Here is a 16,575-nt window from a genome sequence, read left to right on the forward strand (position 1 = left end):
GGGGGGTGCGGGGGGGGGGGGGTTTGGGGGGCCGGGGGGGGGCGGGCCCCCGGGCCAGCCGGTCGACCGCGGCCACCACCGCGCCGGCACCGTCCTCGGCCGCCAGCCGGTCGCCGAGGGCCCGGGCCCGGCGTCGAAGCCCCGGCTCGGTCACCGCCGCCCGGATCGCGGCGGCCAGTCCGGTCTCGTCGAGCCGGCGGTACGGCAGCACCGCCGGGCCGACCCCGAGGGCGGCCAGCCGGGCGGCCCAGAACGGCTGGTCGGCGAGAATCGGCACCGGCACCGCCGGCACCCCGGCGCGGAGTCCGGCACCGGTGGTACCGGAACCGGCGTGGTGGACCAGTGCGGCCATCCGGGGAAAGAGCCACTCGTGCGGTACGTCCCCGACGGCGAGCAGGTCCCCGTCCTGAGGTTCGGCCCGGGCCGGCCCGGCGTCGCACAGCCCCTGCAACACGCCGCGTACCCCGGCCCGGCGCAGCGCACCGGCGACCAGCGCGTGCAGTCCGTCCCGGCTGTCGGCCAGACTCCCGAAGCCGACGTAGACCGGGGGCGGGCCGGCGGCGAGGAAGTCGACCAGTTCGGCCGGCGGGCACCAGCCGGGGTGGGCCAGCGGCCACCAGTAGCCGACCACGTCCAGCCCGGCCGGCCAGTCCGGTGGCCGGGGCAGCACGGCCGGGCTGAACCCGTGCAGCACCGTCCAGCCGTCTGCGGCGGCGTGGCGCTCCAGCCGGGCGAGTCCGACCGGTGGCAGGCCGAGCTGCGCGCGCAGCCGGCGGGAGGCGTCGGCGTACACCCGGTGGGCGAGTCGCCGGCCGAGCCGGCCGGCGAACCGGTTGCCCCAGCCCCCCAGTGACCGCAGGCCCAGTACGATCGGCGGAAACGCGCTGGTGGGGGCGGTCGGCTGGAGGAAGACGCCGAGGCTCGGGATGCCGTGGTACTGCGCCACCGAGTAGCCCAGCGGCGCGGTCGTACTGGACAGCAGCAGTACGTCGGTGTCCGCCCCCGCCGCGCTCGCGATGCCGGTGCCGAGGTCGCCGACGAACCGGCCGCCGAGCCGGACGAAGTCGACCAGCCCGGGGGCGCCCGGCACGGTCCAGGAGCGGTGTTCGCCAGCGGTGGCCCGGATCGCGGAGAGGTCACCGGCGATTGGCCGGAAGTCGAGGCCGGCCCTGGTGACCAGGTCGGCGTACGGGGCCGGGGCGGCGACCGCCACCCGGTGACCGGCGGCCCGTAACCGGGCACCGAGACCGGTGTACGGCGCGACGTCGCCGAGGGAGCCAGCGGTGACGATCAGGACCCGCATGGCGACCTCCCGGTGGGCCGGGGCTCCGGCCGGCGACGCGTTCTCGCGCGTGGGCCGGCTGTCGCGGGGTACCCGGAGTCTACGTCCGTCCGGCGTCCGGGTCGGGGCCTTCGCGGAGAAGCGCCGCCGGAAATGGGTCCGCTCCCGCCCTGCGGAAGCCGGTGTGGCCTTCCGAGGATTCTTCGCACCTCCTGCGGGTAGATGGCCGGATGACGTTCAGATCCGGGCGGTACGAGACGAACCGCAAGGAGGCGTCCGAGCCGCTTGCCGGCGGCATCGGTGAGCGGCGTCCGCGCGTAATGATCATCTACGCCAGCGCCGGCGCCGGGCACGACGGCGCGAGCCGCGAACTGGCCAGCCGGCTGCGCGAACGCGGCCTGCTGGCGGACTGCGTGGACCTGGCCGACATCTTCCCGTGGGGACTGGGCCGGCTGCTTCGCGGCACCTACCACGGAATGCTGAGCCGGCTGCCGTGGATCTACGGGCTGCTCTTCGCGATCGGCGGCAACTTCAGCCGGGCCGCGCCGATCACCCGGGCGCTGCTCCGACCGGTGTGGCCACGGGTGCTCCGGATGCTGCCTCCGGACACCCGGGCGGTGGTGTCGACGTACCCGGTGGTCAGCCAGATCGTCGGGCCGCTGCGTCGGGAGGGGCGGCTCGCCGTACCGGTGATCACCTATCTGACCGACTTCGCGGTGAACCCGATCTGGGTGTCGCCCGGCATCGACGTGCACTGCGCCGCGCACCGCACCACCCGGGCCGAGGCCCGGGCGCTCGGCGCCGGCGAGGTCCGGGTGGCCGGCCGGCTGGTCTCGGCCGGCTTCCGTCCGGGGTCGGCGGCGGAGAAGCGCCGCGCCCGCGAGCGCCTCGGCCTGCCCGTCGACGCCCGACTGGCGCTGCTGGTCGCCGGCTCCTGGGGGATCGGCGCGGTAGCCCGGACGGCGGCTGAGATCGCGCGTACCGGGGCGGCGGTCCCGGTGGTGGTCTGCGGCCGCAACGAGGTGCTGTTCCGCCGGCTGGAGCGGCGCCGCACCGGATACGTCTTCGGCTGGGTCGACGACATGCCGGAGTTGCTGCGCGCCGCCGACGTCCTGGTGGAGAACGCCGGTGGTCTCACCGCGCTGGAGGCGATGGCCTGCGGCCTGCCGGTCGCGACCTACCGGCCGATCCCCGGACACGGCCGGGCGAACGCGGCCACCATGGCCCGGGCCGGGGTGGCGACCTGGGTACGCCGCGCCGCCGAGCTGGGCCCGACCCTGGTCCGGCTCGCCGACGGTACGGCCGGCGAGCGGCAGCGGGCCGCCGGGCTGGCCCTCTTCGAGACCGATCCCGCGACGGTGGTCGCCGACGTCGCCCAGGGTGGTGCGGTGGCCGGGCCGACGGAGGGGCCCGGGCGGGAAGTGCTGTCCCCGTTCGACGCCGCCGGTCCGGCCACCACACCGTCGCTGGTCGACCAGCCGTTCGGCGCTGCCGGGCTGGTCGGCGGTGCGGCGCCGCTCGACGCCCCCGCCCTGGTCGACGGTATGGTGCCGGCCGACCCGGAGGTCCCGGCCGAGGTCCCGGCCGGCGTGGCCGCAGTGCCGTCCCGCCGGACGCTGACCCGCTGGGTGGGGCTGCGGGCCGGCGTGGCGAGGTTGCGGATCGGCGCGGATCAGCCCCGGGTCGACGGTGGGCACCCGGCGAACCACCCGGACCGGCAAGGCTGAGGTGGGGGCCAGAGATCGTGCCGCCCGGCCTGTCCCGGGGGCGCCGGCCGGCCGGCCCGGTGCCGGGGCGGTCCGGTGGGCCCGATCCGGAGGTGCTACCCCGTGAACGGCATCGCCATCCTGCTCGGACTCGCCTCGGCCGCCTGCTTCGCGGTGAGCTCGGTACTGGAGCAGCGCGCCGCCAAACGGGAACGGCCGACCCGGACCATCGACCCGCGGCTGCTGCTCCGGCTGCTGCACCGGCGGCTGTGGCTGCTCGGCTGGCTGCCGGACGCGCTCGGCACCTTCCTACAGGCGCTGGCGCTGCGCTTCGGCGCACTGGCCCTGGTCGAACCGCTGCTGGTCAGCGGGCTCTTCATGGCGATTCCGCTGGAGGCGGCGCTCGAGCGTCGCCGGCCGCACCGCCGGGACATGCTGGTGGTGGTGATCGGGGTGATCGGGCTGACCGGGTTCCTGCTCGCCGCGAACCCGCGCGGCGGGGTGGAGGAGCCGAAGACGTGGGCCTGGATCGGGGTGGGTGCCGCGATCGGCGCACTGGTCACCATCTGTCTGCTGGTGGCCTGGCGGACCCAGGACGCGACCCGGGGACTGATGCTGGGCATCGCCACCGGACTGCTGTACGCGATGGCCGCCGCCCTGGTGAAGAGCGTGATCGAGAAGCTGCCGGACCATCCGGGCGAGGTCCTCACGGACTGGCACCTCTACGTCCTCATCCTGGTCGGCGGTACCGCGCTGACGCTGAACCAGAACGCCTTCCAGGGCGGCCCGATCGCCGCCCCGCTGACCGCGATCGCCCTGCTAGATCCCTTCACCAGCGTGCTGATCGGGGTCTTCGCCTTCGAGGAGAAACTGTCGCTGGAGGGGCCCCGCCTCTTCTTCGGCCTGGTCGCGGTCGCGGCGATGAGCATCGGCATCTGGATGGCCCGGCGTACCCAGTCAAGCTGACACGCCGACCCGCGACCATCGATCCACCAGCCGGCCCGCCCGACCGGGGGTACGCCGCGACGGGTGGCCGAACACGCCGAGAAGAATTCGCCAGGCCGCACCGCCGAGCGTCCGATTTTGGGTACTCTCGGTGAAGATTACTTAGCGCGAGTGGTGGGTTACGACCAATCCGGCGCGGCGGTCTGGCGCGGCCCCGCTGAGCCGGCTGGACCTCGCGAGAGGCGGCAGCGTGCTTCATCTGACCGACGACGCTCCCGATCATCCGTCCGCGAACCGGCCGGGTGGGCGCCGGCAGCCGGACACCGTACTGGCCGGGGAGAACTTCCCGGTCGCGCTGCGCGTCCTGCCGGCACGGATCCGCCGGCACCTGCTCGCCCTCTACTGGTACGCCCGCTACGTCGACGACCTTGGCGACGAGCCGGACGAGGCCGGCCGGGACGAGGCGCCGGCCACCCGGCTCGCCAGGCTGGACCGGTTCGACCGCGAGGTACGCGCCCTCTACCACGGCCGCCTGCCCCGGCACCCGGTACTGGTCCGGTTGGCGCCCACCGTGGTCGACTGCCGGCTGCCGGTCGACCCGCTGCTCCGGTTGATCGAGGCGAACCGGCGCGACCAGGTGGTGACCCGCTATCCGACCTTCGGCGCACTGGTCGACTACTGCCACCTCTCCGCCGACCCGGTCGGCGAGCTGGTGCTGCACGTCTTCGACGCCGCCTCGCCGACCCGGATCCGGCTCTCCGACCGGATCTGCACCGCGTTGCAGGTGGTCGAGCATCTCCAGGACGTCGCCGAGGACCGCCGCCGGGGCCGGATCTACCTGCCGACCGAGGAGTTGACCGCGGCCGGGGTGTCCGAGGAGGACCTCGACGCCTCCCGGGCCGGCGACCGGCTCCGTAGCGTCGTCCGCCGCCAGGCGCAGCGCGCCGCCGACCTGCTCGACGCGGGTGCGCCGCTCGTCGGCGACCTGCACGGCTGGGCCCGGCTGGCCGTCGGTGGATACGTCGCCGGTGGGCGGGCCGCGCTCGCCGCCCTGGCCCGGGCCGACCACGACCCGCTGCCCGGGCCGCCCAAACCGTCCCGGGCCAGGATCGCTGCCGCCTGGCTCAGGTCGTACTGGCCGCCCCGGGCCGCCCTGCGCCCGAGCGGGGTGCGCGGATGACCGCCGACGCCGGGCTGGAGCGCGCCTACCGGGAGTGCGCCCGGGTGACCCGCAGCCAGGCGCGCAACTTCTCGTACGGGATCCGGCTGCTCCGTCCCGACCGGCGCGCCGCGCTCTGCGCCGTGTACGCCGTCGCCCGGCGCATCGACGACATCGGCGACGGCAACCTGCCCGCCGCCACCAAGCTGGCCCGGCTCGACCAGGTCCGGGCGGCGCTGCACCGGCTGCCGGAGGCCGGCGGGGACCCGGTGCTGGTCGCCCTGGCCGACGCCGCGGCCCGGCTGCCGATTCCGGTGGCCGCCTTCGACGAACTCATCGACGGCTGTGTGGCGGACGTCCGGGGCGTTCGGTACTCCACGTTCGAGGAACTGGTCGGCTACTGCCGCTGCGTCGCCGGGTCGATCGGCCGGCTCTCGCTCGGTGTCTTCGTCCTCCGGCCCTCGGCGGACCGGGCGGCCGCCGCCGAACTCGCCGACACCCTGGGCATCGCGCTGCAACTGACCAACATCCTGCGGGACATCGTGGAGGACCGGGCCGCCGGCCGGGTCTACCTGCCCCGCCGGGACCTGGAGCGGTTCGGCTGCACCCTGGAACTCGGCCCGGACGGCACGCTGACCGACCCGCCGGACCAGCTCGCCGCGCTGCTCCGCTGGCAGGCGCACCGGGCCGAGCGCTATTACCAGACGGGTCTGCGGCTGCTGCCGCTGCTGGAGCGGCGCAGTGCGGCCTGCGTGGCGGCGATGGCCGGGATCTACCACCGGTTGCTGGCCCGGATGGTCGCCGACCCGTTGGCGGTGACCCGGCAGCGGGTCTCGCTGCCCGGCTGGGAGAAGGCGTACGTCGCGGCGCGGGCGATGACCCGGAGCGCACCGTGACCGACGGAGGAGTCTGCGTGGTGGGCGGTGGACTTGCCGGCATCGCCTCGGCGGTGCGGCTGCTCGACGCCGGGCACCGGGTGACCCTGGTGGAGGCCCGTCCCGCGCTCGGCGGCGCGACCTACTCGTTCCGGCGCGGCGAACTGACCGTGGACACCGGGCAACACGTCTTCCTCCGCTGCTACCAGCAGTACCGCGACCTGCTCGTCCGGCTCGGCAGCGCCGACCGGGCCGCCGTGCAGGACGGATTCGCGGTGCCGATCCTGCGGGTCGGCGGGCCGCCGCACGTACTGGCCAGCAACCGCCGGCTGCCGGCCCCGGCCCACCTGCTGCCGGCCCTGCTCGGCTACCGCCCGCTGCGGGTCGGGCAGCGGCTGGCGGCGGTCCGGGCCGCGGCCGCGCTGCGCCGGGTCGAGCCGGACGACCCGGCCGCCGACCGGGTCAGCTTCGGCGCCTGGCTGGCCGCGCACGGGCAGGACGCGCCAACCGTGGCCCGGCTCTGGGAGCTGATCTGCACCGCGGCCCTGAACGCCCCGCCGGAACGGGCCTCGCTGGCGCTGGCCGCCCGGGTCTTCCGGACCGGGCTGCTCGACCGGGCCGACGCCGCCGACATCGGCCGGCCGACCGCGCCGCTGTCCGAGCTGCACGGCGCACCGGCCACGGTACTGCTCCGGCAGCGCGGCGCGACGGTCCGCACCGGCGTACGGGTCCAGCGGATCCGTACCGACCAGGGCCGGTTCCAGGTCTCCGGCGACGGCATCGAGCTGACCGCCGACGCGGTGGTGTTGGCGGTGCCGCATCCGCAGGCCGCCCGGCTGGTGCCGGACGAGGCCGCTCCCGACCGGGCGCGCTGGGCCCGGCTGGGCGCCGCGCCCATCGTCAACGTGCACGTGCACTACCAGCAGCGGGTCACCGATCTGGAGTTCGCCGCCGGGCTGGACACCCCGGTGCAGTGGGTCTTCGATCGGACCCCGCCCGGTGGGTCCGGCCAGTACCTGGTGGTCTCCATCTCCGCCGCCGAGCAGGTGTTGAGTGTCCGGGCGAGCGAGCTGGTCCGGACCTATCTGGGTGCGCTGGCGGAACTCTTCCCGGCAGCCCGGCAGGCCCGGGTCCGGGACGCGTTCGTGACCCGGGAACCCCGGGCGACGTTCCGGCAGGAGCCGGGTTCCCGCAGCGCCCGGCCACCGGCCCAGACCCGGGCGCCCGGGCTGGCCCTGGCCGGCGCGTGGACCGACACCGGGTGGCCGGACACGATGGAGGGCGCGGTACGCAGCGGCCACCGCGCCGCCGACGTGGTCCTCGCCCACCTCGGCTCGACACCGACCGAGACGGAGGCGCTGGCATGACCGGGCGCAGCGAGGAGACGACATGACCGTGATGCTGCCCAGCGTCCTCGCCCAGGTGGACGAACTCGTCCAGCCCGAGATCCGGGCGACGCTGGAACGGATCGACGAGCGTACCCGGCTGGTCGCCGGCTACCAGCTCGGCTACTGGGACACCTCCGGCGAACCCGCCGGCCGGGGCGGCAAGGGGCTGCGCCCGGCGTTGGCGCTGCTCTCGGCCCAGGCCGCCGGCCAGCCGGTACGCCGGGGTCTTCCGGCGGCGGTGGCGGTGGAGCTGGTGCACAACTTCTCGCTGCTGCACGACGACGTCATCGACGGTGACCTGGAGCGGCGGCACCGGCCGACGGCCTGGGCGGCGTTCGGCGTCGGGCCGGCGATCCTGGCCGGGGACGCCCTGCTCGGCCTCGCCGACGAGGTGCTGGCGGACGACCCCGCCCTGGACGTACGCGCGGGACTGACCACCATGCACACGGCGATCCGCCGGCTGATCGCCGGGCAGGCGGCCGACGTGGCGTTCGAGTCCCGGGCCGACGTCACCCTCGACGAGTGCCTCGCGATGGCCCGGGACAAGACGGCGGCGCTGCTCTCCTGTTCCGCGACGCTCGGCGCGGTGCTCTGCGGCGCCCCGTCGGCGCTGGTGGACGGCCTGGCCCGGTACGGCGAGCGCCTCGGCCTGGCCTTCCAGCTCGTGGACGACCTGCTCGGCATCTGGGGTGAACCGGCGGTCACCGGCAAGCCGGTCCTGTCGGACCTGCGGGCCCGGAAGAAGTCGGTTCCGGTGGTCCGGGCCCTCACCTCGGGCGGTCCGGCCGGCGAGCAGCTCGCCGAGCTGTACGCCCGACCGGGCGACCTCTCCGACCCGGACCTGAGCCTGGCCGCCGCGCTGATCGAGGAGACCGGCGCCCGGGACTGGACCGAGAAGCAGGCCGACCGGCTGCTCACCGAGGCGCTGGCCGAGCTGGACCAGTTGGGCGAGCCCGGCTCGGCCGCGGAACGCTCCGGCGTGCACGCCGACCTGGTGGCGATCGCGCACTTCATGACGGGACGGGACCACTGATGGGCTCGACCCTCTCCACCAGCGACGGCAACCCGACCGATTCACCGGCGAGCGGCACGCTCACCGGGGCGCGGGGTGCTGCCGAGACCGAGGGACGGAGTTCTGCCGAGACCAGGGGAGGGAGCCCCGCCGAGACCGGCGGCGACGGGTCGCGGCACACCGCCGAGGCGGCCCTGGACCGGGCCCGGGATCTGCTGCTGTCCCGGCAGCAGCCGGGCGGCTGGTGGCAGGGCGAGCTGGAGACCAACGTGACGATGGAGGCCGAGGACCTGCTGCTGCGGGAGTTCCTGGGCATCCGTACCGAGGTGGAGACCGCGCCGACGGCCCGGTGGATCCGGTCGAAGCAGGGCGCGGACGGCGCCTGGGCCACCTTCTACGGCGGGCCGGGCGACCTCTCCACCACCATCGAGGCGTACGCGGCGCTGCGGCTGGCCGGCGACCCGCCGGACGCCGAGCACATGTGCCGGGCGCGGGAGTTCGTCCTCGCGCGCGGCGGCATCGAGCGCAGTCGGGTCTTCACCCGGCTCTGGCTGGCACTGTTCGGCGAGTGGCCGTGGCACCGGCTGCCGGCGATCCCGCCCGAGGTGGTGTTGTTGCCGTCGTGGTTTCCGCTCAATGTCTACGACTTCGCCTGCTGGGCCCGGCAGACCATCGTGCCGCTGTCGATCGTCCGCTCGCTGCGCCCGGTACGCCCGCTCGGGTTCTCGCTCGGCGAACTGCGTACCGGCCTGCCGGCGGAGTCGGCGGCGCCGGGGAGCAAGGGTCGCTGGATGCACCGGCTCGACGCCGCGCTGCGCGGCTACGAGCGCCACCCGGTCGGCCCGGTACGCCGCAACGCGCTGCGCCGGGCGGCCGAGTGGATCATCGCTCGGCAGGAGGCCGACGGGTCGTGGGGCGGCATCCAGCCGCCGTGGGTCTACTCGCTGATCGCGCTGCACCTGCTCGGCTATCCGCTCTCGCATCCGGTGCTGCGTAGCGGGCTGGCCGGGCTGGAGCGGTTCACCGTCCGGGAGGAGACCCCGGACGGCCCGGTACGCCGGCTGGAGGCGTGCCAGTCGCCGGTCTGGGACACCGCGCTGGCGATGGTCGCGCTCGCCGACGCCGGAGTGCCGGCCGACCATCCGGCGCTGACCACCGCCGCCGAGTGGCTGCGGGCCGAGGAGATCCGGGTCCCCGGCGACTGGTCGGTACGCCGCCCACGGGTCGTCCCGGGCGGCTGGGCGTTCGAGTTCGACAACGACGGCTATCCGGACACCGACGACACCGCCGAGGTGCTGCTGGCGCTGCGGCGTACCGGTGCGCCTCCGGCGCTGCGGCCGGCGATGGAGCGTGGGGTCCGGTGGCTGTGCGGGATGCAGTCCGCCGACGGCGGCTGGGCCGCGTTCGACGCGGACAACACCCGGGCGATCGCCCGTGACCTGCCGTTCTGCGATTTCGGTGAGGTGATCGACCCGCCGAGCGCGGACGTCACCGCGCACGTGGTGGAGGCGCTCTGCGCGGAGGGGCTGGCCGGTTCGATCCCGGTCCGTCGGGGCGTGTCCTGGCTGCTGCGCCAGCAGGAGGCGGACGGTTCCTGGTTCGGCCGGTGGGGTGCCAACCACGTCTACGGGACCGGGGCGGTGGTGCCGGCGCTGATCGCCGCCGGGGTACGCCGGGACGATCCGGCCCTCACCCGGGCGGTCTGCTGGCTGCACCGGCGGCAGAACGCCGACGGCGGCTGGGGCGAGGACATGCGCTCGTACCGCGATCCGGCCTGGCGGGGACAGGGCGACTCCACCGCCTCGCAGACCGGGTGGGCGCTGCTGGCCCTGCACGCCGCCCGCTCGGACGACTCGGCGTCGATTCGGCGCGGGGTGGACTGGCTGGTACGCACCCAGCGAGCGGACGGCGGCTGGGACGAGCCGCAGTACACCGGTACCGGCTTCCCCGGGGACTTCTACATCAACTACCACCTCTACCGGCTGGTGTTCCCGGTCAGCGCCCTCGGCCGGCTGCTGCGCGACGCGGACGACTTCGCGCGGCTGCGCGCCGATCCGGGAGAGCCCAGTTGAACAACGGGAACTGGGTGCTGTTCGCACCGATGCGGGCGGAGGCCCTGGCGCTGCGGCGCGGCCTGCCGCCGGGCGCGCCGCTGCGGCGTACCGGTCGGGGACCGGCCCGGGCCACCCGGGTCGCCGCCGGCTACCGCGACACCCCGGCGCTGGCGGTGGCCGGGATCGCCGGCGGGCTGCTGCCGACGCTGCGCACCGGCGACGTGGTGGTGGCCACCGAGGTACGCCGGGCCGGCGTCGTCGGCGGCGCCCCGGTACCCTGCCCGGCCGCCCCGATGATCGCGGCGGCGCTGCGGCGGCGCGGCCTGACCGTCCACCTCGGACCGGTGGTGACCAGCCGGCGGATCGTCGACGGCGCCGACCGGACCCGGCTCGCCGCCACCGGCGCGATCGCCGTGGACACCGAGTCGGCGGCGCTGCTGGCCGGCGCCGCCGACCGCCCGATCGCCTGCGTCCGGGTGGTCGCGGACGTGCCACCCCATCCGCTGTACCGGCCGGCGACGCTCGGCCGGGTGCTCGCGGCGCTGCGGGTACTGCCGCAGCTCGGCCCGGCCCTGTCGGAGTGGGCGGCGGCGACCACAGCCCGGCAGGTGGTGCTGGCCGCGCCCCGGTCGTTCTGTGCCGGGGTGGAACGGGCGATCAGCGTGGTGGAGCAGGCGTTGGACCGGCACGGCCCGCCGGTCTACGTCCGCAAGCAGATCGTGCACAACCTGCACGTCATCGCCGACCTGCAACGCCGGGGCGCGGTCTTCGTCGACGAGCTGACCGAGGTCCCGGACGGCGCCACCACGGTCTTCTCCGCGCACGGGGTGGCGCCGGCCGTCCGGCAGACCGCCGCCGACCGGGGACTGCCGGTGATCGACGCGACCTGCCCGCTGGTCACCAAGGTGCACAGCGAGGCCCGCCGGTTCGCCGGGCGGGGCAACACGGTGCTGCTGATCGGGCACGCCGGGCACGAGGAGACCGAGGGCACCCTCGGCGAGGCGCCCGGCCGGATCGCCCTGGTGGAGTCGGTCGGAGACGCGGAACGGATCGAGGTCGCCGACCCGGACCGGGTGTCGTACCTGGTGCAGACCACCCTGGCCGTGGACGAGGTGGCCGGGGTCCTCGACGTACTCCGGCGGCGGTTCCCCGCGCTGACCGGACCGGGCTCCGACGACATCTGCTACGCCACCACCAACCGGCAGGCGGCGTTGCGCGAGGTGGCCGCCGTCGCCGACGTGGTGCTGGTGCTCGGCTCGGCCAACTCCTCGAACTCCCGGCGCCTGGTCGAGGTGACCGAGCGCGGGGGCACCCCGGCGTACCTGGTCGACGACGTCGAGCAGGTCGACCTCCGCTGGCTCGCCGGGGTACGGACGATCGGCGTGACCGCCGGTGCGTCGGCGCCGCCCTGGCTGGTCGACCAGACCGTGGCGGCATTGACCGGGCTCGGTGCCGGCGCGGTACGGGAGCACACCACCCGGACCGAGGACGTGCATTTCACCCTTCCCAAGGAGATCCGAACGCCATGACGGGGACCAGTTCGCGAAGCGCCGCGCGGTACCGCCGCGCGCCGATCGACCGGCCGACCGGAACGGGGTGGTGACCATGGGCATGCCACTGCGCCAGAGCCTGCGGGTCGGCCGCTATCTGATGGAGCAGAAGCTGCGCCGGAGGACGCACTTCCCGCTGCTGGTCGAACTGGAGCCGCTCTTCGCCTGCAACCTTGCCTGCGCCGGCTGCGGCAAGATCCAGCACCCGGCGGACGTGCTGAAGCGCCGGATGCCGGTGGAGCAGGCGCTCGCCGCGATGGAGGAGTGCGGGGCGCCGATGGTCTCCATCGCCGGCGGCGAGCCGCTGATGCACCCGGAGATCGACCGGCTGGTCGACGAACTCGTCAAGCGCCGCAAGTACGTCTTCCTCTGCACGAATGCGGCGCTGCTGCGCAAGAAGCTGGACAAGTTCACCCCGTCCCGCTATTTCTCGTTCGCGGTGCACATCGACGGGCTGCGGGAGCGGCACGACGCCTCGGTCTGCAAGGAGGGCGTCTTCGACGAGGCGGTCGAGGCGGTGAAGGAGGCGAAGCGGCGCGGCTTCCGGGTCACCAGCAACACGACCTTCTTCTCCACCGACACCCCGCAGACGGTGATCGAGGTGCTCGACTACCTCAACGACGACCTGGGCGTCGACCAGATGATGCTCTCCCCGGCGTACGCCTACGACAAGGCGCCGGACCAGGAACACTTCCTCGGGGTCGCGGAGACCCGGGCGATGTTCAGGAAGGCGTTCGGGGAGGGGCGCCGGAAGAAGTGGCGGCTGAACCACTCGCCGCTCTTCCTGGACTTCCTGGAAGGCAAGGTCGACTTCTCCTGCACCGCCTGGGCCATCCCGTCGTACTCGCTCTTCGGCTGGCAGCGCCCCTGCTATCTGCTCGGCGACGGCTACGCGCAGACGTACCGGGAGTTGATCGAGACCACCGACTGGTCGGCGTACGGCCGGGGGCGGGACAGCCGCTGCGCCAACTGCATGGCGCACTGCGGGTACGAGCCGACGGCGGTGCTCGCCACCATGTCCTCGCTGCGCCAGTCGATCCGGGCGATGCGCGCCAACTGAGACGGTGGGCCGGGCCGTGGGTGCGAGCCGGGCCGGTCAGCCGAACCGGTCGGCGAGCCGGCGGTAGGCGGCCGGCAGGGTGGCCCGGACCGCGATCGGCAGCACCATCCAGCGCGGCAGGCACACCTCGGGCCGGCCGGCGAGCATTCCGGTGAGCAGGGCGTCGGCGGCCCGCTCCGCCGGCACCGGCCGGGGACGGCGGCGCGGGTACGGCCGGCCCCGGCGGGCGAAGAACGGGGTGTCCACCACGGCGGGGACGAGTTCGGTGACCACGATGCCCCGACCGGTGGTCTCCTTGCGCAGGCTGTCGGCGAAGACGCTCAGCCCGGCCTTGGTGCCTGCGTAGACCGCCTCCTCGCGTACGCCGAGCCGGCCGGCGATGGAGCCGACGAAGCCGAGCCGGCCGCTACCCCGGGCCAGCATTCCGGGCAGTACCGCCCGGACGAGCAGCATCGGTGCGGTCAGGTTCGCCGCCACCAGCGCCTGGATCTGGGCGTCGGTCATCCCGGTCAGCGGCCCGGCGAAGCCCTGGCCGGCGTTGTTGACCAGGATGTCCACCCGGCCGGCGGTGTCGAGTACCCGGGCGGCGAGGTCGGCGGTCCGGTCCGGGTCGGTGAGGTCGCACGTGATCGCGGTACCGCGGGACTGCTCGGCGACCGCCGCGAGCCGCTCGGGGTCGCGGCCGCTGAGGAAGACCCGCGCGCCGGCACCGGCCAGCCGCCGGGCCGCGGCGGCGCCGATCCCGGACGACGCACCGGTGACCAGGGCGACGGCACCAGCGAGGCGGCGGGAAGTCATACCGGTAGTGTGGCCCATCCCCGGTCGGTGGACCGGGCGGAGCGCCGAACCGGGCTCGCTGGGCGGGCGGCGGTCAGGTCAGGAATCGCCGATCGAGTCGGGAATCGCCGGGTCCGATGGGGAATCGCCGGTCGGCTCAGGAGTCGAGGTCGGCCAGGGCGGCGCGGAGGAACGCCGGGGTCTCGGTCGGCGAGACGGCCTCGACGCAGAGCCGCTCCATCGCCGCGGCGTAGTAGTCCACGTCGTCGCGCTTGTCGAGGTAGAGCGCGCTGGTGAGCTGTTCCATGTAGACGACGTCCGGCAACTCCTGGTCGGGGAAGCGGAGCAGGCTGAACGCGCCCCCGGCCGCGGCGTGCCCGCCGGCCCGGAACGGGATCACCTGGACGGTGACGTTGGGCAGCCGGCCTGCCTCGATCAGGTGCTCGATCTGGCCCCGCATCACATCGACCCCGCCGATCGGCCGGCGCAGCGCCGCCTCGTCCACCACGGCCCACAGTTGCGGCGCGCCGGGCCGGGTCAGCACCTTCTGCCGGTCCATCCGGAGCTCGACCCGGCGTTCGATCTCGTCGGGCGGTGCCCCGTCGTGGGCGAGCAGCACCACGGCCCGGGCGTACTCCCGGGTCTGCAACAGCCCGGGAATGTACTGCACCTCGTACGCCCGGATCAGCGCCGCCGCCGCCTCCAGCCCGAGGTAGGACTGGAACCAGTTCGGCAGCACGTCGCCGTACCGGTGCCACCAGCCGGGGTTGTTGGCCTGGCGCGCCAAGGCGAGCAGGGCGGACCGTTCGGTCTCGTCGGTCACCTGGTAGAGGGTCAGCAGATCGGCGACGTCGCGTTCCTTGAATCCCACCCGGCCCAGCTCCATCCGGCTGATCTTGGACCCGGACGACCTGATCTCCCAGCCCGCGTCGTCGCGGCTGACGCCTCTGGCCTCCCGTAGCTTGCGCAACTGGCTTCCGAGCAGGATCCGCAGCACGGTGGGGCCGCCCGCCATCCCGGGGTCGGCCGCTCCAGCCGCGAAGACCGGTCCACCGTCGACGATCGGTTCACCGTCGGCGACCTCGCCGTCCGGGACCGAACCATGGCCGGATGGAGCCATCGCCACGTGTCGCCTCCACACATGCTCGACACAGCCCACCGAGGGCTGGGCCAAATCCGTCGGTAAGCATGCCATGGCTTGACGGTGAGGAGGGTAGACCCAACGCGCTAATTTTCTCGACCCTCGTCCAGTCCGGATCGCGGGAGCGTGTCGGGATGGTGGCGAACGGTGGTGCCGGCGTACCGGACGCCGTAGGTACCGTCGGTCAGCCGATGAGGTTGTCGAAGTCCCCGTCCCGGGCACCGAGGATGAAGGCGGTGATCTCGTCGATGGTGTAGATCAGCGCCGGCCCGTCGGGGTCCCGGGAGTTGCGGACGGCGATACCGGCACCGCCGGGCAACTCGGCCATCTCGACGCAGTTCCCGCTCGGGTTACTGCGGCGGCTCTTCTGCCACGCGAGGGTCGGCAGCTGGCCGGTGGACATGCCGTTGTACGTCTGAATCATCGCCAGTCTTTCTGGAGGTTCCGGAGGGCTGGGGGCGGTGGGCGTCGCGTAGGCCCGACTGCGTTCTGATTCCTCCCCGTGGACGCGTCCTCAGCCGTGACGGTGCGTGCAGCACCGCGGGTGGTCATCTCTGCATGACCATCTGCACGTGCATTCGCTCTTGCGCCTGCACCTGACAGCGAGCATGATAGCGCGGTAAGGGGTGTGTCCGTTTGTTCACTTTTCGTGATGGAGGCGGGGTGTCGTTGCCAGCGCAACCGAAGCGTCGGGGACCAGGCAAGATCGCTGGCATGCCCGCCTGCCTGGGCAGATGGACGCCAACGGATCGCGACGGTTCGGTTCCGGCACGTGCTGGCCAACGTGAAGTTGGATCACGGACAGTCACTGATTTCTCCCGGCTGCCGGCCTTCGGACAGGGTCTCGGTCCGGCCCACGACCCGTCCCCGAGCCGGGTCTGCTGAAGGGACACGGCACCGTGGATCCCTTCACCCTCGCGGCCGGCGCCGCCGCGGTTGCCGGCCTCGGCGCGGCCTGGCGGATGCGCGGCCGGGTGCGGATGGCCCAGGCGGAGGTGGTCCGGCTCCGCGAGGAGTTGCAGTCGGAACGGCATGCGGCCACCCACGACCCGCTGACCGGGCTGCTCAACCGGCGGGCCTTCTACCAGATCGGCGCCGCGCTGGTCGCCGATCCCGGCCGGCCGCCGCTGGTCGCGGTGGTGCTGGACCTCGACGACTTCAAGCAGATCAACGACCGGTTCGGCCACGCCGCCGGAGACCAGGTGCTGGTCGCGGTGGCCTGGCGGTTCGCGGCGTACGCGGGCAACAACCTGGTGGCCCGGCTCGGCGGCGACGAGTTCGCCGGCCTGCTTGCCGGCACCCGTGCGGACGGACGGTGGCTGCACCAGTCCGCGCGACGGCTCGCGGAGCTGCTCTCCGCGCCGATCCAGGTGGCCGAGCGCGACCTACGGGTCACCGCGTCGATCGGACTGGCCCCGGTGCACGGCTGCGTGCAGTTGGCCGAGGTGCTCAACCTCGCCGACGCCGCGATGTACCGGGTGAAGACCCGGCGGGCCCGACTCGCCCCGGCCGATGTCGACGCCGCCGGTTGCGTCGGCCCGTCCGCGGGGTACGTCCAGGGCCAGGTGCAGTTCGGCCTGTCGAACGGTACGACCGGCGAGGCCACCGGCATGCCGGCCGTGCCCC

General features: G+C 74.2%; 13 protein-coding genes and 1 pseudogene. 10 read left to right on the forward strand and 4 right to left on the reverse strand.

Annotated elements, in window-relative coordinates; genetic code table 11:
* Window positions 1-1,303, reverse strand: a 1,303-nt coding sequence (locus R6Y94_RS01805) for a glycosyltransferase (protein WP_318393971.1), incomplete at its 3' end; no start/stop codon positions are given.
* A 209-nt stretch (window positions 1,304-1,512) separates the two neighbouring features.
* On the opposite strand from R6Y94_RS01805, the gene R6Y94_RS01810 reads away from it, so the two are divergent.
* From R6Y94_RS01810 to hpnH, 9 genes are all read left to right on the forward strand, one after another.
* The gene (locus R6Y94_RS01810) at window positions 1,513-3,009 is read left to right on the forward strand and encodes a glycosyltransferase (RefSeq protein ID WP_318393972.1); all 1,497 of its coding nucleotides are present in this window, start codon (window positions 1,513-1,515) and stop codon (window positions 3,007-3,009) included.
* 102 nt (window positions 3,010-3,111) lie between these two features.
* Entirely contained in the window at window positions 3,112-3,954 is an 843-nt protein-coding gene (locus tag R6Y94_RS01815) for a DMT family transporter (RefSeq protein ID WP_318393973.1), read from the forward strand.
* A gap of 229 nt (window positions 3,955-4,183) precedes the next feature.
* Window positions 4,184-5,113, forward strand: coding sequence for a squalene synthase HpnC (gene hpnC, locus R6Y94_RS01820; protein ID WP_318393974.1), 930 nt, complete (start codon window positions 4,184-4,186; stop codon window positions 5,111-5,113).
* The gene (hpnD, locus tag R6Y94_RS01825; protein WP_318393975.1) at window positions 5,110-5,988 is read left to right on the forward strand and encodes a presqualene diphosphate synthase HpnD; all 879 of its coding nucleotides are present in this window, start codon (window positions 5,110-5,112) and stop codon (window positions 5,986-5,988) included. Before hpnC ends, hpnD begins: the two co-directional genes overlap by 4 nt.
* Window positions 5,985-7,334: a hydroxysqualene dehydroxylase HpnE gene (gene hpnE / locus R6Y94_RS01830; protein ID WP_318393976.1), complete on the forward strand. Its 1,350-nt coding sequence runs from the start codon at window positions 5,985-5,987 to the stop codon at window positions 7,332-7,334. The genes hpnD and hpnE overlap by 4 nt, the downstream gene beginning before the upstream one ends.
* Window positions 7,335-7,356: 22 nt before the next feature.
* Complete coding sequence (locus R6Y94_RS01835; protein WP_318393977.1) at window positions 7,357-8,388, forward strand: polyprenyl synthetase family protein; 1,032 nt, start codon at window positions 7,357-7,359, stop codon at window positions 8,386-8,388.
* Window positions 8,388-10,439, forward strand: a complete 2,052-nt coding sequence (shc, locus tag R6Y94_RS01840; RefSeq protein ID WP_318393978.1) for a squalene--hopene cyclase — start codon at window positions 8,388-8,390, stop codon at window positions 10,437-10,439. Before R6Y94_RS01835 ends, shc begins: the two co-directional genes overlap by 1 nt.
* Window positions 10,436-11,950 (forward strand): 4-hydroxy-3-methylbut-2-enyl diphosphate reductase, encoded by a 1,515-nt coding sequence (gene ispH, locus R6Y94_RS01845; RefSeq protein WP_318393979.1) that lies wholly within the window; start codon window positions 10,436-10,438, stop codon window positions 11,948-11,950. The genes shc and ispH overlap by 4 nt, the downstream gene beginning before the upstream one ends.
* 76 nt (window positions 11,951-12,026) lie before the next feature.
* Window positions 12,027-13,031, forward strand: coding sequence for an adenosyl-hopene transferase HpnH (gene hpnH / locus R6Y94_RS01850; RefSeq protein WP_318393980.1), 1,005 nt, complete (start codon window positions 12,027-12,029; stop codon window positions 13,029-13,031).
* A gap of 36 nt (window positions 13,032-13,067) precedes the next feature.
* Here the strand turns inward: hpnH and R6Y94_RS01855 are convergent, their stop codons facing one another.
* The 3 genes from R6Y94_RS01855 to R6Y94_RS01865 all read right to left on the reverse strand — a co-directional run bounded on the left by R6Y94_RS01855 (window position 13,068) and on the right by R6Y94_RS01865 (window position 15,373).
* Complete coding sequence (locus R6Y94_RS01855; RefSeq protein ID WP_318393981.1) at window positions 13,068-13,829, reverse strand: SDR family NAD(P)-dependent oxidoreductase; 762 nt, start codon at window positions 13,827-13,829, stop codon at window positions 13,068-13,070.
* Between the two features lie 136 nt (window positions 13,830-13,965).
* The gene (locus tag R6Y94_RS01860; protein WP_318394147.1) at window positions 13,966-14,823 is read right to left on the reverse strand and encodes a helix-turn-helix transcriptional regulator; all 858 of its coding nucleotides are present in this window, start codon (window positions 14,821-14,823) and stop codon (window positions 13,966-13,968) included.
* Between the two features lie 310 nt (window positions 14,824-15,133).
* Window positions 15,134-15,373, reverse strand: coding sequence for a DUF397 domain-containing protein (locus tag R6Y94_RS01865; RefSeq protein ID WP_107255963.1), 240 nt, complete (start codon window positions 15,371-15,373; stop codon window positions 15,134-15,136).
* Window positions 15,374-15,848: 475 nt separating this feature from the next.
* Between R6Y94_RS01865 and R6Y94_RS01870 the strand changes: the two are divergent.
* Window positions 15,849-16,436, forward strand: a pseudogene (locus R6Y94_RS01870) (GGDEF domain-containing protein); the annotation flags it as partial.
* Window positions 16,437-16,575 lie beyond the last annotated feature (139 nt).

Origin of the sequence: Plantactinospora sp. KLBMP9567, assembly GCF_033446045.1 — a bacterium.
Lineage (GTDB): Bacteria > Actinomycetota > Actinomycetes > Mycobacteriales > Micromonosporaceae > Plantactinospora.

What these genes read in the sequence shown, in the direction of transcription:
- shc (WP_318393978.1), top strand. Translation starts at nt 8,388, where the DNA reads ATGGGCTCGACCCTCTCCACCAGCGACGGCAACCCGACCGATTCACCG.
- R6Y94_RS01855 (WP_318393981.1), bottom strand. Translation starts at nt 13,829, where the DNA reads ATGACTTCCCGCCGCCTCGCTGGTGCCGTCGCCCTGGTCACCGGTGCG.
- R6Y94_RS01835 (WP_318393977.1), top strand. Translation starts at nt 7,357, where the DNA reads ATGACCGTGATGCTGCCCAGCGTCCTCGCCCAGGTGGACGAACTCGTC.
- R6Y94_RS01865 (WP_107255963.1), bottom strand. Translation starts at nt 15,373, where the DNA reads ATGATTCAGACGTACAACGGCATGTCCACCGGCCAGCTGCCGACCCTC.
- R6Y94_RS01810 (WP_318393972.1), top strand. Translation starts at nt 1,513, where the DNA reads ATGACGTTCAGATCCGGGCGGTACGAGACGAACCGCAAGGAGGCGTCC.
- hpnD (WP_318393975.1), top strand. Translation starts at nt 5,110, where the DNA reads ATGACCGCCGACGCCGGGCTGGAGCGCGCCTACCGGGAGTGCGCCCGG.
- R6Y94_RS01860 (WP_318394147.1), bottom strand. Translation starts at nt 14,823, where the DNA reads ATGGCGGGCGGCCCCACCGTGCTGCGGATCCTGCTCGGAAGCCAGTTG.
- hpnH (WP_318393980.1), top strand. Translation starts at nt 12,027, where the DNA reads ATGGGCATGCCACTGCGCCAGAGCCTGCGGGTCGGCCGCTATCTGATG.